This window comes from Actinoallomurus sp. NPDC052308, from assembly GCF_040679195.1.
GTDB lineage: Bacteria > Actinomycetota > Actinomycetes > Streptosporangiales > Streptosporangiaceae > Actinoallomurus > Actinoallomurus liliacearum.
On record NZ_JBFAUM010000004.1, the window covers coordinates 56337 to 74513 of the forward strand.

At 70.3% G+C, this 18177-nt stretch carries 14 protein-coding genes and 1 pseudogene; 8 read left to right on the forward strand and 7 right to left on the reverse strand.

Going from position 1 to position 18177, the window contains the following annotated elements:
• Positions 1-163 precede the first annotated feature (163 nt).
• The gene (locus AB0L00_RS14885; protein WP_364433404.1) at positions 164-1084 is read left to right on the forward strand and encodes a LysR family transcriptional regulator; all 921 of its coding nucleotides are present in this window, start codon (positions 164-166) and stop codon (positions 1082-1084) included.
• 181 nt (positions 1085-1265) lie between these two features.
• Here AB0L00_RS14885 and AB0L00_RS14890 read toward each other — a convergent pair whose 3' ends face one another.
• From AB0L00_RS14890 to AB0L00_RS14905, 4 genes are read right to left on the reverse strand one after another with little or no spacing between them, the layout of a single operon-like run.
• Positions 1266-2126: an SMP-30/gluconolactonase/LRE family protein gene (locus AB0L00_RS14890; protein ID WP_364433406.1), complete on the reverse strand. Its 861-nt coding sequence runs from the start codon at positions 2124-2126 to the stop codon at positions 1266-1268.
• Positions 2123-3628, reverse strand: coding sequence for a bifunctional 3-(3-hydroxy-phenyl)propionate/3-hydroxycinnamic acid hydroxylase (locus AB0L00_RS14895; RefSeq protein ID WP_364433409.1), 1506 nt, complete (start codon positions 3626-3628; stop codon positions 2123-2125). Before AB0L00_RS14895 ends, AB0L00_RS14890 begins: the two co-directional genes overlap by 4 nt.
• 26 nt (positions 3629-3654) lie before the next feature.
• Positions 3655-4578, reverse strand: a complete 924-nt coding sequence (locus tag AB0L00_RS14900; RefSeq protein WP_364433412.1) for a VOC family protein — start codon at positions 4576-4578, stop codon at positions 3655-3657.
• A 12-nt stretch (positions 4579-4590) separates the two neighbouring features.
• On the reverse strand, positions 4591-5433 hold the full coding sequence (locus AB0L00_RS14905; protein WP_364433415.1) for a fumarylacetoacetate hydrolase family protein: 843 nt from the start codon (positions 5431-5433) through the stop codon (positions 4591-4593).
• Positions 5434-5563: 130 nt separating this feature from the next.
• Between AB0L00_RS14905 and AB0L00_RS14910 the strand changes: the two genes are divergently transcribed.
• The 4 genes from AB0L00_RS14910 (at position 5564) to AB0L00_RS14925 (ending at position 9302) form a co-directional block, all read left to right on the forward strand.
• A complete protein-coding gene (locus tag AB0L00_RS14910) occupies positions 5564-6277 on the forward strand; it encodes an FCD domain-containing protein (RefSeq protein ID WP_364433418.1) in 714 nt (237 codons plus the stop codon).
• Positions 6274-8265 (forward strand): acetoacetate--CoA ligase, encoded by a 1992-nt coding sequence (locus AB0L00_RS14915; protein ID WP_364433420.1) that lies wholly within the window; start codon positions 6274-6276, stop codon positions 8263-8265. The genes AB0L00_RS14910 and AB0L00_RS14915 overlap by 4 nt, the downstream gene beginning before the upstream one ends.
• Before the next feature lie 163 nt (positions 8266-8428).
• The gene (locus tag AB0L00_RS14920) at positions 8429-8875 is read left to right on the forward strand and encodes a hypothetical protein (RefSeq protein ID WP_364433423.1); all 447 of its coding nucleotides are present in this window, start codon (positions 8429-8431) and stop codon (positions 8873-8875) included.
• A 151-nt stretch (positions 8876-9026) separates the two neighbouring features.
• Positions 9027-9302, forward strand: a complete 276-nt coding sequence (locus tag AB0L00_RS14925; protein ID WP_364433426.1) for a hypothetical protein — start codon at positions 9027-9029, stop codon at positions 9300-9302.
• Positions 9303-9713: 411 nt separating this feature from the next.
• Here AB0L00_RS14925 and AB0L00_RS14930 read toward each other — a convergent pair whose 3' ends face one another.
• Positions 9714-10598, reverse strand: a complete 885-nt coding sequence (locus AB0L00_RS14930; RefSeq protein ID WP_364433428.1) for an SGNH/GDSL hydrolase family protein — start codon at positions 10596-10598, stop codon at positions 9714-9716.
• Between the two features lie 98 nt (positions 10599-10696).
• Between AB0L00_RS14930 and AB0L00_RS14935 the strand changes: the two genes are divergently transcribed.
• Positions 10697-11983: a helix-turn-helix domain-containing protein gene (locus AB0L00_RS14935; RefSeq protein WP_364433431.1), complete on the forward strand. Its 1287-nt coding sequence runs from the start codon at positions 10697-10699 to the stop codon at positions 11981-11983.
• Here the strand turns inward: AB0L00_RS14935 and AB0L00_RS14940 are convergent.
• Positions 11913-12380: a hypothetical protein gene (locus tag AB0L00_RS14940; RefSeq protein ID WP_364433434.1), complete on the reverse strand. Its 468-nt coding sequence runs from the start codon at positions 12378-12380 to the stop codon at positions 11913-11915. The genes AB0L00_RS14935 and AB0L00_RS14940 overlap by 71 nt on opposite strands.
• Before the next feature lie 448 nt (positions 12381-12828).
• On the opposite strand from AB0L00_RS14940, the pseudogene AB0L00_RS14945 reads away from it, so the two are divergent.
• Positions 12829-12975, forward strand: a pseudogene (locus AB0L00_RS14945) (IS3 family transposase); the annotation flags it as partial.
• Between the two features lie 110 nt (positions 12976-13085).
• Here the strand turns inward: AB0L00_RS14945 and AB0L00_RS14950 are convergent.
• The gene (locus AB0L00_RS14950) at positions 13086-14273 is read right to left on the reverse strand and encodes an ROK family transcriptional regulator (protein WP_345346174.1); all 1188 of its coding nucleotides are present in this window, start codon (positions 14271-14273) and stop codon (positions 13086-13088) included.
• A 179-nt stretch (positions 14274-14452) separates the two neighbouring features.
• On the opposite strand from AB0L00_RS14950, the gene AB0L00_RS14955 reads away from it, so the two are divergent.
• Entirely contained in the window at positions 14453-17944 is a 3492-nt protein-coding gene (locus AB0L00_RS14955) for an alpha-N-acetylglucosaminidase TIM-barrel domain-containing protein (protein WP_364433436.1), read from the forward strand.
• Positions 17945-18177: the final 233 nt, after the last annotated feature.

The following is an 18177-nucleotide window of genomic DNA, read 5'->3' on the forward strand; positions in this document are numbered from 1 at the left end:
AAACCCCATCCGTTCGATAACCGTGAGGAACCATTCCGGCTGGGTGACGGACAGGGGACGGTCGGAGGAGACGACCATCAAATGGTTGATCACCCTTCGATTCTTGAGGGTGCACGCCGCCGGCGTCCAAGACCGGTTCGATATTCGGTGATAACCTGGAGGCATGGTTGAACTGGAGACCCGTGAGCTCGAGTACTTCCTCGCGGTCGCCGACGAGTTGCACTTCGGCCGGGCCGCCGTCCGGCTCTCGATCGCCCAGCCGGCGCTGTCCAAGGCGATCCGGCGGATCGAGACCCGGCTCGGCGTCCCCCTGTTCGTCCGCTCCAGCCGGCACGTCGCACTCACCCCCGCCGGACAGGCACTGCAGGAACACGGGCGGCACGCGCTCAACGCCGTCAGCGCCGCCGTCCGGAACGCCCGGCGCGCCGCCGACCCCCACGCGCACCTGCGCCTCGTGCTCAAGCCCGGCGGCGACGCCGGCCTGCTGTCGGGGATCCTGGCCGAGTACGCCCACCAGCCCGACGCCCGCCGGGTGGACATCCTGTTCAGCGGCCCCGCCGACCGCACCGACATCCTGCTCGACGGCCGGGCCGACGTCGGCCTGCTCTACGCCCCATTCGACGACCTCGACGGCCTGGCCCACGAGACGCTGCACACCGAGGACCGCGTGGTCATCGTCCCGACCACACACCGCCTCGCCGGCCGCGCCTCGGTACGCATGTCCGACCTGGAAGGTGAGACGCTGCCGCGCTGGAAAGGGGTCCCCGGGGGCGACGGCACCGGCCCCGAGGTCGCCGACGTGCCCCAGCTGCTCCACATGATCACGGTGAGCCGGATGATCGGCGTGCTTCCCCGCTCGCTGGTCGAACCACTCCCGGCCGGCCTGGTCGGCGTCCCGGTGACCGACACACCACCCAGCCGACTCGTCCTCGCCTGGAACGAGCACGACCGCCGGCCGCTGGTCGCCTCGTTCGTGACCGCCGCGCTCAGGCCACGACGGAACCGGACCCGATCGGCCATCGACACGCCTGAAGCACCGCCCGGATCGGACGACGAGCGGCCCGTGGTGGAGGAGCTGCGGTGAGCGAGGCGCGCGTCCGCCACTCCACCGCGAGCGCCCGCAGGAACTCGCCGGCACGGCACCATCGCCCGCACAGCGGCATGAAGGAGATCGTCCTGGCCCGAATGACCCACGACGACCGGCTGTCACCGGACCCGGCGCACGAGTGCGCCCATCGCACGAGGTTCTTCCGACACCACTGTCGTCACGGAGCGTGTCGTAGGGGCGCGGCGTCAAGGGGGACGGTGGCGACCGCGGTCTCCACGGTCTTGGCCGCGAGCGCCCGCATGAGGTCCTGGCCGTGCGCGTCCGCGACGGTGACGTACAGCAGCCGCCCGTCGGCGCAGCATGCGATGGGATAGCCGTCGCCGGTGTCGATGGAGTCGAGCAGCTCGCCGTCGCGCACCTTGACGACGGCGTGGCCGGAGGTGGTGGCCACCCAGATGCCGTCGGGGACCGGCCATATCCCGTCCGGCCGGGCGGCCGGCCCGACCAGGGCGGCGAGGTCGGCATAGGTACGGCGGCCCGACAGCGCACCGGTGGGGCCGACGTCGAACGCGGTGAGGCGTTGCGCGGCGGTCTCGGCCACGACAAGGGTCGTCTCGTCGTCGATGAGCGCGAGGCCGTTCGGGAACCGCACGCCCTCTGCGGCGACCCTGACGGTGCGATCTGTTCCAACCCGCAGCACACGCCCCGGCCGGGGCGCCTCGCCCTTGTGCGGGGCGTAGCCGACATCGTCGACGTAGAGGTTGCCGGCGCGGTCGCCGACCAGGTCCCCCAGCGCTCCGGAGGCGAGCGCGGTGAGGTCGGCGTAGGTATCGAAGCCGGCGCCGTTCCAGACGCCGAGCCGCGGTTCGGTCATCATCGCGGCGACGAGCATGCCGTCAGGGAGGAACCACAGGCCGTTGGCGGGTGAGTCCAGCTCGGTCGCCGCCCAGGTCCCGCCGGCGTCGGTCCACAGCCGGGAGGCCTGAGTGTCGGACACCCACAGCGCCCCGGCATGCCGCCGTGGGCCTTCACCCCAGGTCGGTCCCGTCGCGTAGATCTGAAGATCGCGGGTGTTCACGCCGAAACCTCCGCGACGGCCAGCCGCTGATGCAGAGCCAGGGTGGCGGCGTCGAGTGCCGCGCTGCCGCGGGTGAGTGCGTGGGTGTAGCGGTCGGGACGGATGATCGCGGCGTCGGCCTCATGGTCTCGCAGCCAGGCGGCCAGTTGCGGGCTGGGCAGCGTGATGACGGCGACGTCAAGGTCCGCCCAGGCGCCGCGGGTCCGATCGGTGACCTCGGCGGCGACCTCCGGGGTGGTCAGGACGGCGAAGTTGTACCCGACAAGGTCATCGAAGCGGGTTCCGTCCGCAGTACGGGGCTGGGGAGCGAGGCGGTTGATCGCCTCGCCGGCGGTGTCGGCGAGACCCCGGCCCAGTGGCGGCCGGAGCCGGTCGAGGGTCTGGGGTTCGGTCACGTGGGGACGGTGCTCGGCGTAGCCGAACGCTTCGATCATGTTGGCTTGGCGCGCGGACTCCTCGATGAAGGGGCGCACATGGGCGGCGCGTTCCGCCTCGTAGGTGTCGAGCAGATCCGGCCTGCTCCGTCCGGTCACCACCCGTGCCAGCTTCCAGGCGAGGTTGGCGGCGTCACGCAGGCCCGAGCACATGCCCTGGCCGAGCATGGGCGGCATCTCGTGGGCGGCGTCGCCGGCGATGAAGAGCCTGCCGTTGCGCCAGCGACCGGCCAGGCGGGCGTGCCATTCGTAGACGTCGGTGCGTTGGATCCGGTAATCGCCCGGCGCCAGCCAGCGGGCCAGCAGCCGGTAGACGGTCGTGGGACGCTCGTACTCCTCGGCGTCGTCGCCGTCGCCGAGCATGAATTCGAACCGTAGCTTGGGCGGGAAGATGGGGCAGTACGTGACCGGCTTGTCGGCCTCGCAGAGAATGAAGCCGTTGGTGGCCGGCAGCTCGGCCGGGTGCGCGAACGGATGAACGTCGACGATCAGCGAGCGCTGGGTGCCGTGCAGGTCCTCCACGTCGTGCGTGACGTACGGGCGCAGGAACGATCCTGCGCCGTCGGCCCCGACGATGTAGGCGGCCTGGAGGGTACGGGTGCCGCCGGTGGCGCGGTCGCTGATTCGGGCGGTGGCGTGGTCCGCGGTCTGGCCCACCGCGGTGACCTGCCATCCCAGCCACAGTTCGGCGTGCTCGCTGGAGGCGAGCAGGCCCCGCAGACGTGATTCGTAGTCGGGCTGGTGGAACTGGTAGTCGGCGTACCACGCCTGGTCCGTCTCGGCGTTCGGCGATCGCAGGGACAGGAACGGGTCGCCGCCGGAATCGCGCAGTATCCAGCCGTCCATGCGCAGGAACCCCGGTTCGAGGTCGGCCGCACCGACGGTCTGCAGGGTGCGCATGATCTCATCGTCGATGTGGGTGGCGCGGGGATGGGGGCACGCGATGCGGCTCGGATCGACGACGGCGACGCGAACGCTCTTCATCGCGAGCAGGCGGGCCAGCGTCAACCCGGTGGGGCCGGCGCCGACGACGATCACGTCGTACTGGTCAAAGGTCGTGGCGGTCATGACGGCTCTTTCCCGGAGGCGGCGGTTCAGGCGGGGTGGTGGGCGCCGGTCATCAGCGCGGCGAGATCCTCGGGCTCGATGAATGACGGTGGTGGCGGCGGCCCCCAGCTGTAGAGGCTCTTGGCGCCGTCCCACACCTCCGGGGTCCACAGCGCGTCGTCGACGATGCAGTCCAGGTCGGAGTAGTACTCGGAGAAGTTCCCGGCCGGGTCCTTGAGGTACCAGAAGAAGTTCGAGCCGATGTGGTGGCGTCCCAGTCCCCAGACGTGCCGTTCCGGGTGCCCGTCGAGCATCCGCGTGGCGCCCCTGCCGATCTCGTCGACGTCGTCCACCTGCCACGACGTGTGGTGCAGGAAGTTCACCGGCGCCTGTGTGACCAGCACGTTGTGGTGGTCGGTCGAACAACGCAGGAATGCCGCCATGCCGGGGACGACGTCACTGATCTTCAGGCCGATCCCGTCGGTGAAGAACCGCTGAGTGGCCTCCTGGTCGATCGAGCCGATCACGACGTGCCCGAGTTTGCGAGGTGTCACGGGGTGCTCGCGCAGGATGCCGGGGGCGCGGCCGGTGCCGCGGGCGGCCGTGCCAGGGGCGTTGTACGGGGGTGCCGGCAGTGCCGGCTGGTGCAGCGGCCCGGTGACCTCGACGACGACGCGGGCCTCGGAGAGCGGTTCGACCGCGGTCAGTCGATCCCCGTCCACCTCCGCCGTTACGCCGAGCCTCGCCAGTCGGCGGTCGATCCGGGCGATGTCGTCACGGTCACCCGCGCCGATGTTGATCTCGACCAGTCGCCGCGCCGGGGACGGCACGACGCGCAGCTGGCGCCCGCCGTCGACGGTGGTGAACCAGCCGTCGGAGTCCGGGGTGAGACCGAAGTCGGTGTAGTAGCGGGCGGTCTCGGCCACCTGCGGAACGCCGATCGTGACCGAGTTGAGCCTGTGCAGCGCCATTGTCATGTCCTTTCAGGCGACCGCGACGAACGTCTGCCGGATCTCGCCGACGCCGTCGATGGAGGAGACCAGCTCGTCACCCGGTGCGAGGAACCGTTGTGGGGTGCGACCCGCGCCGACGCCGGAGGGCGTGCCGGTGAAGATCACATCACCGGGCCACAGTTCGGTCACCGCCGAGAGCCTCGCGATCAGCTCGGGTACCGGGAAGATCATGTGCGAGGTTCGGGACTTCTGGACCTGCTCTCCGTTGAGGCTGCAACCGAGCACCAGGTCGTCCGGGTCCGGCAATTCGTCGGTCGTGACCAGGAAGGGGCCGATCGGACCGAAACCGCGGTGGGATTTGGCCAGGCTGAACTGCGGAACCGGCCCGACGGCCTGCAGTCGCCGCTCGGACAGGTCCTGGCCCACTGTCACTCCTGCGACGTGCCGCCAGGCAGCCGGGGCCGGGATGTGCCTGCCACCGCGGCCGATCACGACCACCAGCTCCACCTCCCAGTCGACGTTGCCGGCCGGCAGGGCGACCTGAGTGAACGGCCCTGCGAGGGAGCTGGCGAACTTGGTGAAGACCGCCGGCTCCGTGGGAACGGCCATGTCGGACTCGGCGGCGTGGTCGCGGTAGTTCAGGCCGATCGCGAAGATCTGCCGCGGCGCCGGTGCCGGGTTGCCGATGTCGCCGCGGGTGAACCTCTCGACCGGGGCGTCCGCCGGTGGCGTCCAGCCGCGGAGCTGCTCCCACCGGTCGTACAGCTCGCCCGGATCCGACCCGAACCGGCCTCCGCTGGCGGTCTCGATGTCCACGGCGTGGGCCTCGTCGACGATCACCTTCGCCCGGCCCGCGATGTTCCCGATCCTCATCCGTCACCTTTCGCCCTGCTAGGTGGCACCACTCCATGTCCGTGTCGCACAGCCTGCGCTCAAACATGCGCATCTGTCAATCAGATGCGCATCTAGATCTGAGATGCGCTTGTCAGCTAGGGTCTTGGGCATGGCAGACCGAGCGAGTGGCGGAGGCGGGAGCAAGCAGCGGCGGGCCGAGGAGGTGTACCAGCGGCTGCGCGCCGACATCTTCAACGCGACGCTGGCACCGGGCCGGCGATTGAAATTCCCGGACCTGTGCGCGACCTACGACATCAGCGTCGGCGTCGCGCGCGAGGTGCTGACCCGGCTGGCCGCCGAACGGCTGGTCGTGTCGAAGGCCCACCAGGGCTACACGGTCGTCGAACTCTCCGGCGACGAGCTGGCCGACCTCACCACCGCCCGCGTCCACATCGAGTCGCTGGTGTTCCGCGAATCGGTGCTGCACGGCGACGCGTCCTGGGAGGCGCAGGTGCTGGCCGCCCACCACCTGCTCTCCCGCACACCGCTGCCGACCGACGTGGGCAGCGACGCGATGCAGGAGTGGAGCCGGGCGCACGAGGCCTTCCACCAGTCCCTGCTGGGCGGCTGTCCCAGCCGACGACTACGAGAGACCGCTCAGACACTGCGCGATGAGGCGGAGCTCTACCGCCGATGGGCCGGCCCATTGGGGACCGAGCCGGACCGTGACCTCGCCGGCGAACACAAGGCGCTGGCCGACGCCGCCCTGGCCCGTGACGCCGACCGTGCCGCCACGCTGCTTCGCGACCACATCGCCCACACCACGGAGATCCTGATCAGCGGTGTTACCGCCGCGTCCCCCGGCAGCGGTGATGGGCAATGACCCAATCCCCGATCAACGAGCGCGCGACACCCGACTGGACGCCCTCTCCCGAGCGGATCGCGGCCGCCCGCATCAGTGACTTCGCCCGCGCCGCCGCCGACCGCACGGGCCTTGACCTCACGGGGGACTACCTGCGGTTGTGGGAGTGGTCGGTCAGCGAGCCGGGCGAATTCTGGGCCCTGGTCTGGGACTACTTCGGCCTCCCGGAACGTCCCCCCGGCGCGGTGCCGCCGGCCGACCCGAGCATGCCGGGGACGACCTGGTTCCCCGGCAGCCGCCTGAACTACACCCAAGAGGTCTTCCGCGGTCGCAGCGACACCGAGACCGCCCTGACCATCGTCGACGAGCGATTCGTTCCTCGCGAGATCTCCTGGGCCGCCCTGCGCGGCCAGACCGCCTCGGTGGCGGCCGCCCTGCGCGAGCTCGGAGTCCGGCCAGGAGACCGGGTCGTGGGCTACCTGCCCAACGGCGCCGAGGCCGTCGTCGCGTTCCTGGCCACCGCCGCCATCGGCGCCGTGTGGGCGATCTGCGGCCTGGACTACGCCGCCACCGCGGCCGAAGCCCGGTTCGGTCAGCTGGAGCCGACCGTGCTCATCACCACCGAGGAGTACACCAACGCCGGTCGGCGCATCGACCGCCGGGCGGAGGTCGCGGCGCTGCGGGCGGCGCTGCCCTCCCTGAAAGCGACCATTCTGGTCGGAGGCGAAGCCTCCGACACCCTTTCCTGGGCTGCCGTCTCCGATCGGGAGGGGACGCCACCGCTGCAGCCCCTCGACGTACCCTTCGACCACCCGCTGTGGGTGCTGTTCTCCTCCGGCACCACCGGCCTGCCCAAAGGCATCGTGCACGGCCACGGCGGCATCGTCCTCGAGCAGCTCAAGACCTCCGCGCTGCACCTGGACCTGCACGCCGGCGACCGGGTCCTCTGGCACACCACCCCCAGTTGGATGATGTGGAACTCCATGGTCAGCACGCTGCTGCTCGGGACGAGCATCGTCTGCTACGAAGGCAGCCCCACCCATCCCAGCACCGACACCCTGTGGCGGCTGGCGTCGCTCACCGGAGCGACCCTGCTGGGCACCAGTCCCGGCTACCTCGCCGCCTGCCGCAAGCACCACACCGATCCCGCCGCGCACGACCTGAGCGCGCTCACCCGGCTCGCCGTAACCGGCTCCGCCTTCCCCGCCGCACTCCACCGCTGGGTCGCCGCCCGACTGGACCCCGCAGTGCAGATCGGCTCGATCAGCGGCGGCACCGACGCGTGCACCGCCTTCGCCGGCCCCGTCCCCACCCACCCGGTATGGGCGGGGGAACTGTCGGCACCGTGCCTGGGGGTGGCACTCGACTGCTACGACGACCGCGGCCGACCGATCCGGGGCCAGGTCGGCGAACTCGTCCTGCGCAAGCCCCTCCCCTCGATGCCCCTCCGGTTCTGGAACGACCCAGAAGGCAGCCGATACCGCGCCGCCTACTTCGACCGTTTCCCCGGGGTGTGGCGTCATGGCGACTGGATCACCACCACCGACCACGGCTCGATCATCATCCACGGCCGCTCCGACGCCACCCTCAACCGGCACGGCATCCGCATGGGCAGCGCCGACATCACAGCCCCGGTCGAACGCCTTCCCCACGTCGGCGAAGCACTCGTCGTCGGCCTCGAAGAACCCGACGGGGGCTACTGGATGCCCCTGTTCGTCACGCTCACCGACGGCCGGCAACTCGACCAGCGTCTGCGCGAGCAGATCCGCGACACCATCCGGCGACACGCTTCACCGCGCCACGTGCCCGACGACATCATCGTCGCTCCCGCCATCCCCCACACCCGCACCGGCAAGAAACTCGAAGTCCCGATCAAACGCATCCTGCGCGGCGAAAGATTCGAAACACTCATCGATCCCACCAGCGTCGACAACGCCGACGTCCTCGCCTGGTACGCCACGATCGGAGCCCAGCGCCATGTCTCGGCAGGCGACCGGCACATCCGCTAGCCGAGCTGCCCCGGCTCGCGTGAAGTCCGATCTGCCTGGCGCCGGTCGACGCCGGGGCTTCCTGTGAATATGAAGCGGTTATGCTTTCGGTCGTCTCGCATCACTCCTCGCTGATCCTGGTGCTCCCACGGAACAGCGCCGGAACAAAAGCACGGAGGCGGCCGTGGCAATGCCGAAGAAGGGCTCACGGCTCATCACCGTCGACGGCACCACCTACCGCTGGCGAGTCGGGCACAAGCCGACCTACAGCCAGGGCAACAGCCGGGCCCCGCTCACCTTCGCCGTTGAGCGCGCCGAGGAGCCGGCAAGCGTTCTCTTGGTGACACTCCCCTGCGCCCGGCCGGACAACTGGGAGGGAGAGCGAACGATCGCAGTCCGCCCCATTCTCGTCAGTGGCTGCATCCGACGGGCCATCGAACAAGGATGGGACTCGCGGCAGGGGGGCTCAGGATTCACCCTCACCGTCACTGAGCACGACCTCGCCGCGCTCCTGGGCGAATCACCTCAGTATCTGATCCCCTTCCTCTGGGGCATGATCCCCGAAGGCGGCGGCATCCAGGACCTACCGCGGGCCGTTCAAATCTGGAGCCGAGACCAGACCGCACCCTGAATCCGCGCCCGGGATGCCTCGGCGCGCTGCCGTGCGTCAGCCCGCGGCTGCGTACGCGAGGGTTGACACCGCACTCGGCCCGGCGCGAGTGCTTTCGCCGCTCGGTAACTACCTGATCGCCAGGCCGGCCGCTCGCGCGGCGGCGAAGAAGATGACCGAAGAGACCGACATTCCGCTCGACGCCGCCGTCGTCTTCGGTGTCAGCGACAGCGCCCTGCACGTGTGGACCGCCGACCCGATGCTCAACCGGGTCGGTGAGCACCTTGGCCAGATCCCCCTGGAGCGCATCGCGTCCATCAAGGTCGAGGGCGGCAGGAGCTGGCAGCGGGTCACGATCAGCATGGCCGACGGAAAGAGCGTCGAGCTCGAGGGCCGGGGCTCCATCCACGCGGTCGCGGCCGAGTTCGACAAGCGCAAGGCCGGATAGTCCGGCTTGTGCGGCTTCACTTTTCGATCCGCGGGATCGCGTTGATCCAGATGTGGCAGGGCTCGGCGGTCAGCGAGATGCACCGTGAAGACCGGCGATACGAATCCAGCCGGCTGCGGACCGACCTGTATCTCAACATCGCCGCTCGCTACTGCCGGCGCGGAGACGCCGCCTACCGCCTGGCCATCCGCGATCGCCCGCACGGCCGGGACTCCGCCGCTGCGCACTGGTCCGCCATGGCCGCCCGCAAAGGTCACCGCGTTGCGCCAAGCCGGTGTAGGCCAAGCGGATGAAGGTGGCGATCGGATCATCGCCACCTTCATGCGTCTCGACCGTAACGCGGGCGTGCTCGCGGAGCAGGCCGTGGAATGAGGTGCGGCGTTAGCCGGCCGGACGGCTCGTGACGGCCGGTCAGCCGAGGTGGTCGGCGATGATCCGGGCGTAGTTCGCCTCGCCTCGCTGGTTCGGGTGCAGCGGCGCGGCCGGGTTGACCGGCACGTACCCCTCCACCCACTTCACCGTGGCCGACTGGCAGGCGTCGTGGCCGGCGCTCGGGGTCTCCACATCCACGTACTCGGCGTTGTGCGCCCTGGCCTGCGCCGCGATGACGCCGTTCAGCCGGTGCACGTTGCCCTGGAGGTAGTCGGCGTCCACCGGCAACACGGGCTGGAGCGGCCAGCAGCCGCCCGGCTTGACGTAGAGACCGTAGCCGGTCACCAGCACGCGCGCCTTCGGGGACCGCTGATGGATGCCGTCCAGCACGGCGGCGAGCCGTGGCCCGACCGCGTCGACGCGCTGGGCGACCTGGTCCACGCCGCCCTCGGTGTACCGGTCCTTGCAGGGGGTCGCGGTCGGGTCGAGGTTGGCGCAGTCCTGGGCGATTCCAACGAGCCCGGCGTCGTTCCCGCCGATCGTCAGGGTCACCAGGGTGGTGTCCGCGGTCAACGCGTCGAACTGCGGCGGGGCGGTGCCGGTGGACACGCCGGCCACGCTGAGGGACTGGGACGCGGTCATGTGCTTCGTCTCGGCCCCGCTACAGGTCACGTCGTGCAGTTCGGCGCCGAGCTGTACCGCCAGTTCGTGCGCGTAGTTGTGCGTGGAACGCCCGCAGCCCACATTTCCCGTGATGTTGGGAATGAGCGGTCCCGAGGCCATCGAATCGCCCAGCGCCACGTACTTCGGGCCGGCCGCGGAGGCGGGCGGCGCGGCGAGTCCAACGGTCACCGCGACCGCGGCGGCGGCGCCCAGAGCACCGGTGAGCCTGCGACGAACGCCGTGGGCGGAGGGCGAGGACATGGCGGCTCCCGGCTGTCATGGAATGTTTTGCGATCATCATGCAGACTCACGACGGATCCTTTAACTGGTGAGTAAGGCAGACTTCCGCGGGAGCTGTTGTGACGGATCACAAGGTGGGAATCGCGCCGCTGCGCATCGCCGGCCGACCCGTGGCCGGCTACCTGCGGGCCCGTGTTCCATCGCTGACACGTCGGGTGGTCGACCGGCTTCGCGCCGAGCTTCCCGTCTACGCCGAACTGCCCGCCGAGGAGGTCACCGGCGATATCGCAAATATCGTCCAGCACAATCTGCGGCTGTTCGCCGATGTCATCGAGCACCGCACCGAGGCCGACGACGACCGGTTCGCCATACAGCGCGATTCGGCGGCGCAGCGGGCTGAGGAGGGCATCCCACTGGACGCCATCCTCAGTGCCTACCTTCTCGGCGCGGAAATGGGCTGGAATGAGATTTCGGCTGGGGCGGAACCGCCTGATCTGGCCGATCTACAGGAGACGCTGTCGCATTTACTGACTTTCCAGCGGCGGCTCGTGTCGGAGGTCACCGCGGCATATCTGGAAACACGCCAGGTGCTGGACGTCCAGCAGCATCGCGACCGGCATTCACTAATGGCGGCTCTGCTGTCGGGCGACCCGCCACCCTCGTATCCGGCCGGGTCACGGCCATCGCCGCTCTACGTGGTGATGACACTCACGCTGGGCCGGCACCCGGACGAAAGCCGCCCGGGACCGCGCACCCGGGTGGCCGCCCGGCGGAAGATCCGCCGGGTGCAGTCAACGTTCGACCGCTTCGCCGGCGAACCCGCCCTGACCGCGCTGGACGGCTCGGGGGGTACCGCCCTGCTGCCCGTCGGCGCCCCGCCTGTGTGGGATGACCTGTGCGCACTCGTCGCCCGTGCCGCGCGTACGGCCGACGTGCCCGTAACGGCCGCGGCGTCCGTGGTCGACCCGGCCGGCGTGCCGGCCGCGGTCGCGCAGAACACCGAGATCGTGGAACTGGTGACGCGGACGGGCCGGGCGCCCGGCCTGTACCGGCTCGCCGACGTGCTGCTCGATTACCAGCTCAGCCGACCGGGCGAGGCACTGACCGCCCTCGCCTGTCTCCTACGGCCGTTGGAGCCCAAGCCGGAGCTCCTCCAGACACTCGAGACCTACCTCCAGCAGAACCTCGACCGGCGGCGCACCGCCACCGCACTGCACGTCCACCCCAACACGGTCGACTACCGCATCCGCCGCATCACCCAGCTCATCGGCCTGTCCCCGGCCCGCGCGGCGGACCTGCCGCACATCAACGCCGCCCTCGTCGCCCGCCGGTCGATCAGCCCGTACGCCGACGCGGGCACACCGTACGAGGACGCCCGCCGCCAAGGGGATCCGCAGAACTCGTGAAGCATGACCCGCGCGCCCGCGCGGCCGGCGGTAACTCCTTAGCGCCCGATTCGGCTCCACTGCTTCCGGACTTGATGTTGTGCCAGCCCGTCCACTTCGACCGGTACTGGAACTGGACGTGGAGGGTCGCGTCGTTGCCCCAGCAGCGGGCCTCGACCTGCATCACGCGGCCGTACTTGCGGTTCCAGTTCCGCGTCGTCGACCCTTTGAGCATGAACGATCCGTGCTTGAGGGTGTACCAGTGTGCGCTCTTGGCAGCCACCGCGGTGGCCTGGTGCGTGGTCGCGGCCGGTCGGGCGGTGGCGTGGGCCGCGATCGCGGTGGTGGTCATGGTCAATGCGGCCCCGGCGGTGGCCAGGCTCAGCAAGCCGGCCTTGGCGAGGGTTGTGGCGGTCATTTCCGATCCTCCGATCGTGTCCGTGGCCCGTGCGGTGGACCGTTGACCTAGATCGTGAGGGGGACCGGCAGGCGGGTGGTAGGGCCTGACGCGGGATCGGGACGTAGGGGTACGTCCCGCTTGTGACCAGCGGGGATCGGGCCCGGGACGGGACATGGCGGGACGGGCGGGTGCGCCCCCCAAGCCTGGGTCCGGAGATGATGTCCTTCGCCGGGGCTAGCAGTTGGCCGCCGTCCACCGGACGGCCGGCCACGACAGCGAGGCGCGCGAGGTTCTCATGGCGCAGCGGCGGGACCAGATCGACCGCGGCGGGCTTGGCTGGTCAGCGAAATCCGTTGGTTCCTCCGCCAGGACTACCGGAACCCCAGACGGGCGGATGCGCCACGTCAAATGAGACTGCGTTACGTTCAGCGAGACGGGACAGCCGTCTCACCGAGGGCGCACCGCTGACGATGTCGAGTTGGCCATGCTGGAGTACGTGGACTGGTTCAACCACCGGCGCCTGCACACCGCCATCGGGAACCGGCCACCAGCCGAAAACGAACAAATCCACTACCGTGACAACACCCCGGCCCACCCCGCCGGAGAGAGTTGACCGGCCTCCGCGAAACCCGAAGCGGTTCACTCGAGCCGTCCGGCGGTCTCGGGCCGGCCTGCCTGCCCGCAGTTCGCCCGAGTCGTGCCCCGGGCTCAGTTCAGCGGCCGTCAGGCGGGGAGCTGGTGCCAGACCTCGTCCAGGGCCATGCGCAGGGCGCCGGTCAAGATCGTGTCCTCGGCCAGACCGGAGATTCCCACGTCGGGTGGGGTGAGGGTCAGATCGGCCAGGTGCCGGGTGATGGCCGCGAGCAGGACGGGTCCGGCGCGGGCTACCCCGCCGCCGATCACCACCGCGTCGGGGGCCAGGACCAGGACGGCCGGCGCGATGGCGTGGGCGAAGGTCCTGGCGACGTCGTCCACGACGCGCTCGGCCACCGCGTCCCCGGTGGCGGCCGCGGCGAAGACGGCGGCGGCGTCGATCGGGCCGTCGCGCAGGACCGATTCGGGGTGCGTACGGGCTGCCCGACGGGCCTGTTCGGTGATGGCCTCGGCGCCGATGGCGCGTTCGAGGGGCCCCCTGCCGTCGTCGGTGTCGGGGACGCGACCGGGTGGCCGGATGAAGCCGATCTCGCCCGCCGCCCCGGTGCCCCGGTGGAGGCGCCCGTCGATCACGACGCCGGCGCCGAGCCGCTCTCCCCATTGGACGGCCAGCAGAGTGCCGGGCCCGGCCCGTTCCCTCGCAACGGCCAGGGCGGCGAGGTTGGCGTCGTTCTCCACCCGCACCGGGCAGCGGAACCGGTCGCGGAGATGATCGGAGAGGTTCACCGAGGTCCATCCCGACACGCTGGGCGCCAGGAGGATCCGGCCAGAGCCGGAGTCGACGATCCCGGGGGTGGCGACGACCACCGCGGCGATCTCGTCCGCATCGAAGCCGGCCTCCTCGAGGACGCGCGCGATGACCGCGTCGACCACGGTCAGGAGGCGGCTGGCCCTGTTGTGGTCGACCGATCGGCGCACCGCGGCCAGGCGGCGGCCGGCCAGGTCGTCGATCCCCGCGCTGACCGTGTGCGGGCCGACGTCGAGGCCCAGCACGGGTGCGGCGCGGCCCCGGAGGGAGACGCGGACGGCCGGACGGCCGCCCTTCCGGGAGGCGGCGGCCGGGTGGTGGTGCTGGACCCAGCCCGCCTCGACCAGGTCCTCCACCGCCTGACCCACGGTGGGACGGGTGAGGCCGGTCAGCTTGACCAGCTCGGCCAGCCGTACGGGGTCGGGTGCGCAGTCGCGCACCGCACGCAGCACGGAAGCGGTGTTGAGGCGGCGCAGAACGGGAGTGCCGACCGCACGCTCGTCTCCCATTGTTTCCTCCGAAAGATCCACTGGCCCCCTTGACCCCAGAGTCCCGCATGCACATTATGAATGCGAGGTTTTGTAAAGACCTTAACAAACTTCCTTTTGGAGGTACCGCCATCGTGTTGGGCCGACGACCAGGAAGACGATCGGGCATCAGGCGCCGATCTCGTACACTCATCGCCGCCATGGCGGCGGCGCTGACCGTGCCGCTGGCCGTAGCGCCACCGGCGACGGCGGAACCCACACGCGCGACGGCCGCCGCGCGTGACAACGGACCGGCCGCCCAGGCGCTGGAGCGGATCCTCGGTAAGAGCCGGGCCGACCAGGTCACGCTCCGGACGATCGACAAGGGCACGGGCGCCGACCGTTTCCAGGTCTCCTCCGAGGGCGGGCACCTGTTGGTCGCGGGCACCTCCCCGGCCGTGCAGCTCACCGGGTTCGGCTGGTACCTGCGCAAGGTCGCGCACGCCAACGTCTCGATCGGCGGTTCGCAGCTCGACCTTCCCGCGCGGTTGCCGCTGCCGTCCGCGCCGATCGCGCAGGACGCGTCGGTCGCCAACCGGTTCGCGCTCAACGACACCAATGAGGGATACGGCGGCGCGTACCTGAGCTGGCAGGAGTGGGAACACCGCCTTGACGTGCTCGCCCTGCTCGGCATCAACCAGGTGCTGGTCTACGAGGGGCAGGAGGCCGTCTACGAGCAGGCCTTCCAGCAGTTCGGCTACAGCGCGGCGGATATGCGGAAGTGGATCCCCGAGCCGGCCCACCAGTCGTGGTGGCTGCTGCAGAACATGTGCTGCACCGGCTCACCGATCTCCCAGCAACTGATCGACCGTCGCGCCGCGCTCGCGCGGCGCATCATCGACCGGCTGCGCGAACTGGGCATGACGCCGGTGCTCCCCGGCTACTACGGCACGGTCCCGACCGACTTCGCCACCCGGAACCCGGGGGCGAACACCGTCCCGCAGGGCGCCTGGAACGGCCTGCAGCGTCCCGACTGGCTCGATCCGACCGGACCGCAGTTCGGCAAGGTCGCGGCGGCGTTCTACCAGGCACAGACCAAGCTTTTCGGCACCTCCACGATGTACAAGATGGACCTACTGCATGAGGGCGGCACCGCCGGGTCGGTACCGGTGGGCCCGGCGTCGAAGGCCGTCCAGGACGCGCTCGAGGCCGCCCACCCGGGTGCGATCTGGGTGATCCTCGGCTGGCAGAGCAATCCCCTTCCGGCGACGCTCCAGGCGGTCGACCGATCGAAGATGTTCGTCGTGGACGGCCTCAGCGAACAGCCCGGGATCACCGACCGCGACAAGGACTTCCTCGACACTCAGTACGCCTTCGGCACGATCTGGAACTTCGGCGGCCACCAGAACTTCGGTGCCGGCCTCACCGTGTGGAACGAGAAGTTCAACGCCTGGCGCGCCAAACCGGGCAACGCCATGAACGGCATCGCGCTGATGCCCGAGGCCATCGACAACAACCCCGCCGCGGTGGAGTTCTTCGCCGACATGCCGTGGGAGAACGGCCCGGTCGACATGGACGCCTGGTTCGCCGAGTACGCCACCGCCCGCTACGGTGCCGCCGACCCGCACGCCGTGGCGGCCTGGCAGATCATCGAGCGCACGGCGTACTCCTGGCCCGCAGGCAAGGACACCCGGCACGTGACCGCCCTGTTCGACGACCAACCGAGCCTCACCGACACCGGGCAGGCGGCGCTGCAGTACGACCCCGCCGAGTTCGAGAAGGCACTGCACGAGCTGCTTCAGGTGGATCCGCGGCTGCGCCACTCCGACGCGTACCGCTACGACCTCGTCGATGTCACTCGTCAGGTGCTCGCCAACCGCAGCAGAGCACTCCTGCCGCAGATTCTCGCCGCCTATCGCGACCGCGACAGCGCCGCCTTCGGGCGACTCACCGACCGGTGGATGGCCGAGATGAAGCTGTTGGACGAGGTGCTCGGCGCCGATCCGCACTTCCTGCTCGGCACGTGGCAGCAGGAGGCGGCCCGCCAGGCCGCGGACCCGAAGGAGGCCGCGACCCTTGATTACGACCTGAAGTCGCTGGTGACACTGTGGCAGACCGAGAGCCCCGGGATCCAGGACTACGCGCGCCGGGACTTCAACGGCCTGGTCGGCGGCTACTACGCCGAACGCTGGAAGATGTTCTTCGGCGTGCTGAAGAACTCGCTGAAGACCGGTGACGAGCCGCAGCTGATCGACTGGCGCGCGGTCGCCGAAAGCTGGGCGCACGCGGGCACCCGCTACGCGGCCGTGCCGCACGGCGACGCCTACCGACTGGCCACGAAGGCGGCCGACGAGGCGTCCGGTGTGCTGACCCTCGTCTCCGACCGGAAGGGTGTCACCCCGGGCGGTACCGTCCACGTCACCGCGACCTTCACGAGCGACTCGGCGCTGAGCACCGCGTACAAGGTGGGCTTCGAGTTGACCGCGCCACACGGCTACGCCGTCCGCCCCGCGACCGGCGCCGCCGGCCCCGGAAACGACGTCGATCCCGGCAAGCCCGCGACCGCGACCTGGACGGTGACCGCCCCGGCCGACGCCGCGGCCGGTTCCCTGCCCGACCTGAACGCCACGGCCTCCTGGCGTACCGCCGCGGGCGCGTCCGGACGGGCGACCGCACACTCCCTCCTCATGGTCGGCGGGAGTACGGTCTCGGCGCCGTACAAGACGGCTGCCTCCGCACCGGCCGAGTTCGCGCGAACGGGCGATACGACGGGCATCGCCGCCGGTGGCAAGGACATGTGGGGTGCCACCAACGAACTCGCGACCGTCTACGAAGGTGGTGGGCTCACCTCAGGCCACGCGGTGTCCACGAAGGTGACCAAGCTGGACGGGGCGTCCCCGTCGACCCGCGCCGGCCTGGTCGTCAGCAACGACCTGTCCAGAACCGGGTCCGCCGGGTACGCCGACATCGCCGTCACACCCGAGCACGGCTGCGCCTTCTCCTATGACGCCGACGGCGACGGCAGCCTCGATCACATGACCGAGGTCGGCGGGTTCACCGCCGGCGAGGTCTACGTGCGACTGCGCACGGACGGCGGCCGCGTGACCGGCTCCTGCAGCTCCGACGACAAGAACTGGACCGTGATCGGATCCGGCACGGTCGCCGGCGCGTCGGGCACGCAGGACGTCGGCATGTTCGTCAGCGCGGTCAACGCCCACACCGCGCAGGAGGCGATCGCGCTCTTCGCCGGCGGCATCGCCGACGCGCCCGATGGCTCCCGCGACGGGTCCGGCGACGTCCTGCAAAGCCTCCACAAGCCGGTGACGGCACTGTCGTCGGAGTCCGGCCACCCGGCCGAGGCCGCCAACGACGGCAGCCGCGCCAACTCCCCGTACTGGGGCGGGCCGATGACGTACGGCCAGACCTGGTGGCAGGTCGACCTCGGCGCGGTCGATGACGTGTCCCGCGTCAACGTCCGCAACTACGTCGACGGCACCCGTTACTACACCTACCGGCTGGAGGGCAGCGTCGACGGCACCCACTGGTTCACCGTCGGCGGCCGGAACGGGCCCGGCCCCGCCACCGACGCGGGCGACACGATGAACACCGAGGCCAAGGCCCGGTACGTCCGGGTGACCGGCCTCGGCAACACCGCCAACGCCACCTTCCACCTCACCGAAGTCAGCGTCTACGGCAGCACCCCGACGTCCTAGCCGCCCGGCGGGTACCGGCCGTGGCCGCCTCCGGCATACCGCTGCGGCCGGTACCGCCCCGAGTTGAATTCGCACCCGCGAGGCCAGACCCACCCCATCGCCAGGTCGCCGGTGAGGTTGGGCGTCGCGCTGGGGGTCAGGCGGGTGTCGTCGAACGTGCGATCGCCCGCGCGCAGAGGAACGGGGAACGCCCAGCGGCTGTCTTAGCCGGCTTGGCGACCGTGGTCGCTCCG

What these genes read in the sequence shown, in the direction of transcription:
- AB0L00_RS14940 (WP_364433434.1), bottom strand. Translation starts at nt 12,380, where the DNA reads ATGACCGCCACAACCCTCGCCAAGGCCGGCTTGCTGAGCCTGGCCACC.
- AB0L00_RS14950 (WP_345346174.1), bottom strand. Translation starts at nt 14,273, where the DNA reads ATGGGAGACGAGCGTGCGGTCGGCACTCCCGTTCTGCGCCGCCTCAAC.
- AB0L00_RS14885 (WP_364433404.1), top strand. Translation starts at nt 164, where the DNA reads ATGGTTGAACTGGAGACCCGTGAGCTCGAGTACTTCCTCGCGGTCGCC.
- AB0L00_RS14930 (WP_364433428.1), bottom strand. Translation starts at nt 10,598, where the DNA reads ATGTCCTCGCCCTCCGCCCACGGCGTTCGTCGCAGGCTCACCGGTGCT.
- AB0L00_RS14900 (WP_364433412.1), bottom strand. Translation starts at nt 4,578, where the DNA reads ATGGCGCTGCACAGGCTCAACTCGGTCACGATCGGCGTTCCGCAGGTG.
- AB0L00_RS14895 (WP_364433409.1), bottom strand. Translation starts at nt 3,628, where the DNA reads ATGACCGCCACGACCTTTGACCAGTACGACGTGATCGTCGTCGGCGCC.
- AB0L00_RS14925 (WP_364433426.1), top strand. Translation starts at nt 9,027, where the DNA reads ATGACCGAAGAGACCGACATTCCGCTCGACGCCGCCGTCGTCTTCGGT.
- AB0L00_RS14905 (WP_364433415.1), bottom strand. Translation starts at nt 5,433, where the DNA reads ATGAGGATCGGGAACATCGCGGGCCGGGCGAAGGTGATCGTCGACGAG.
- AB0L00_RS14910 (WP_364433418.1), top strand. Translation starts at nt 5,564, where the DNA reads ATGGCAGACCGAGCGAGTGGCGGAGGCGGGAGCAAGCAGCGGCGGGCC.
- AB0L00_RS14915 (WP_364433420.1), top strand. Translation starts at nt 6,274, where the DNA reads ATGACCCAATCCCCGATCAACGAGCGCGCGACACCCGACTGGACGCCC.
- AB0L00_RS14955 (WP_364433436.1), top strand. Translation starts at nt 14,453, where the DNA reads ATGGCGGCGGCGCTGACCGTGCCGCTGGCCGTAGCGCCACCGGCGACG.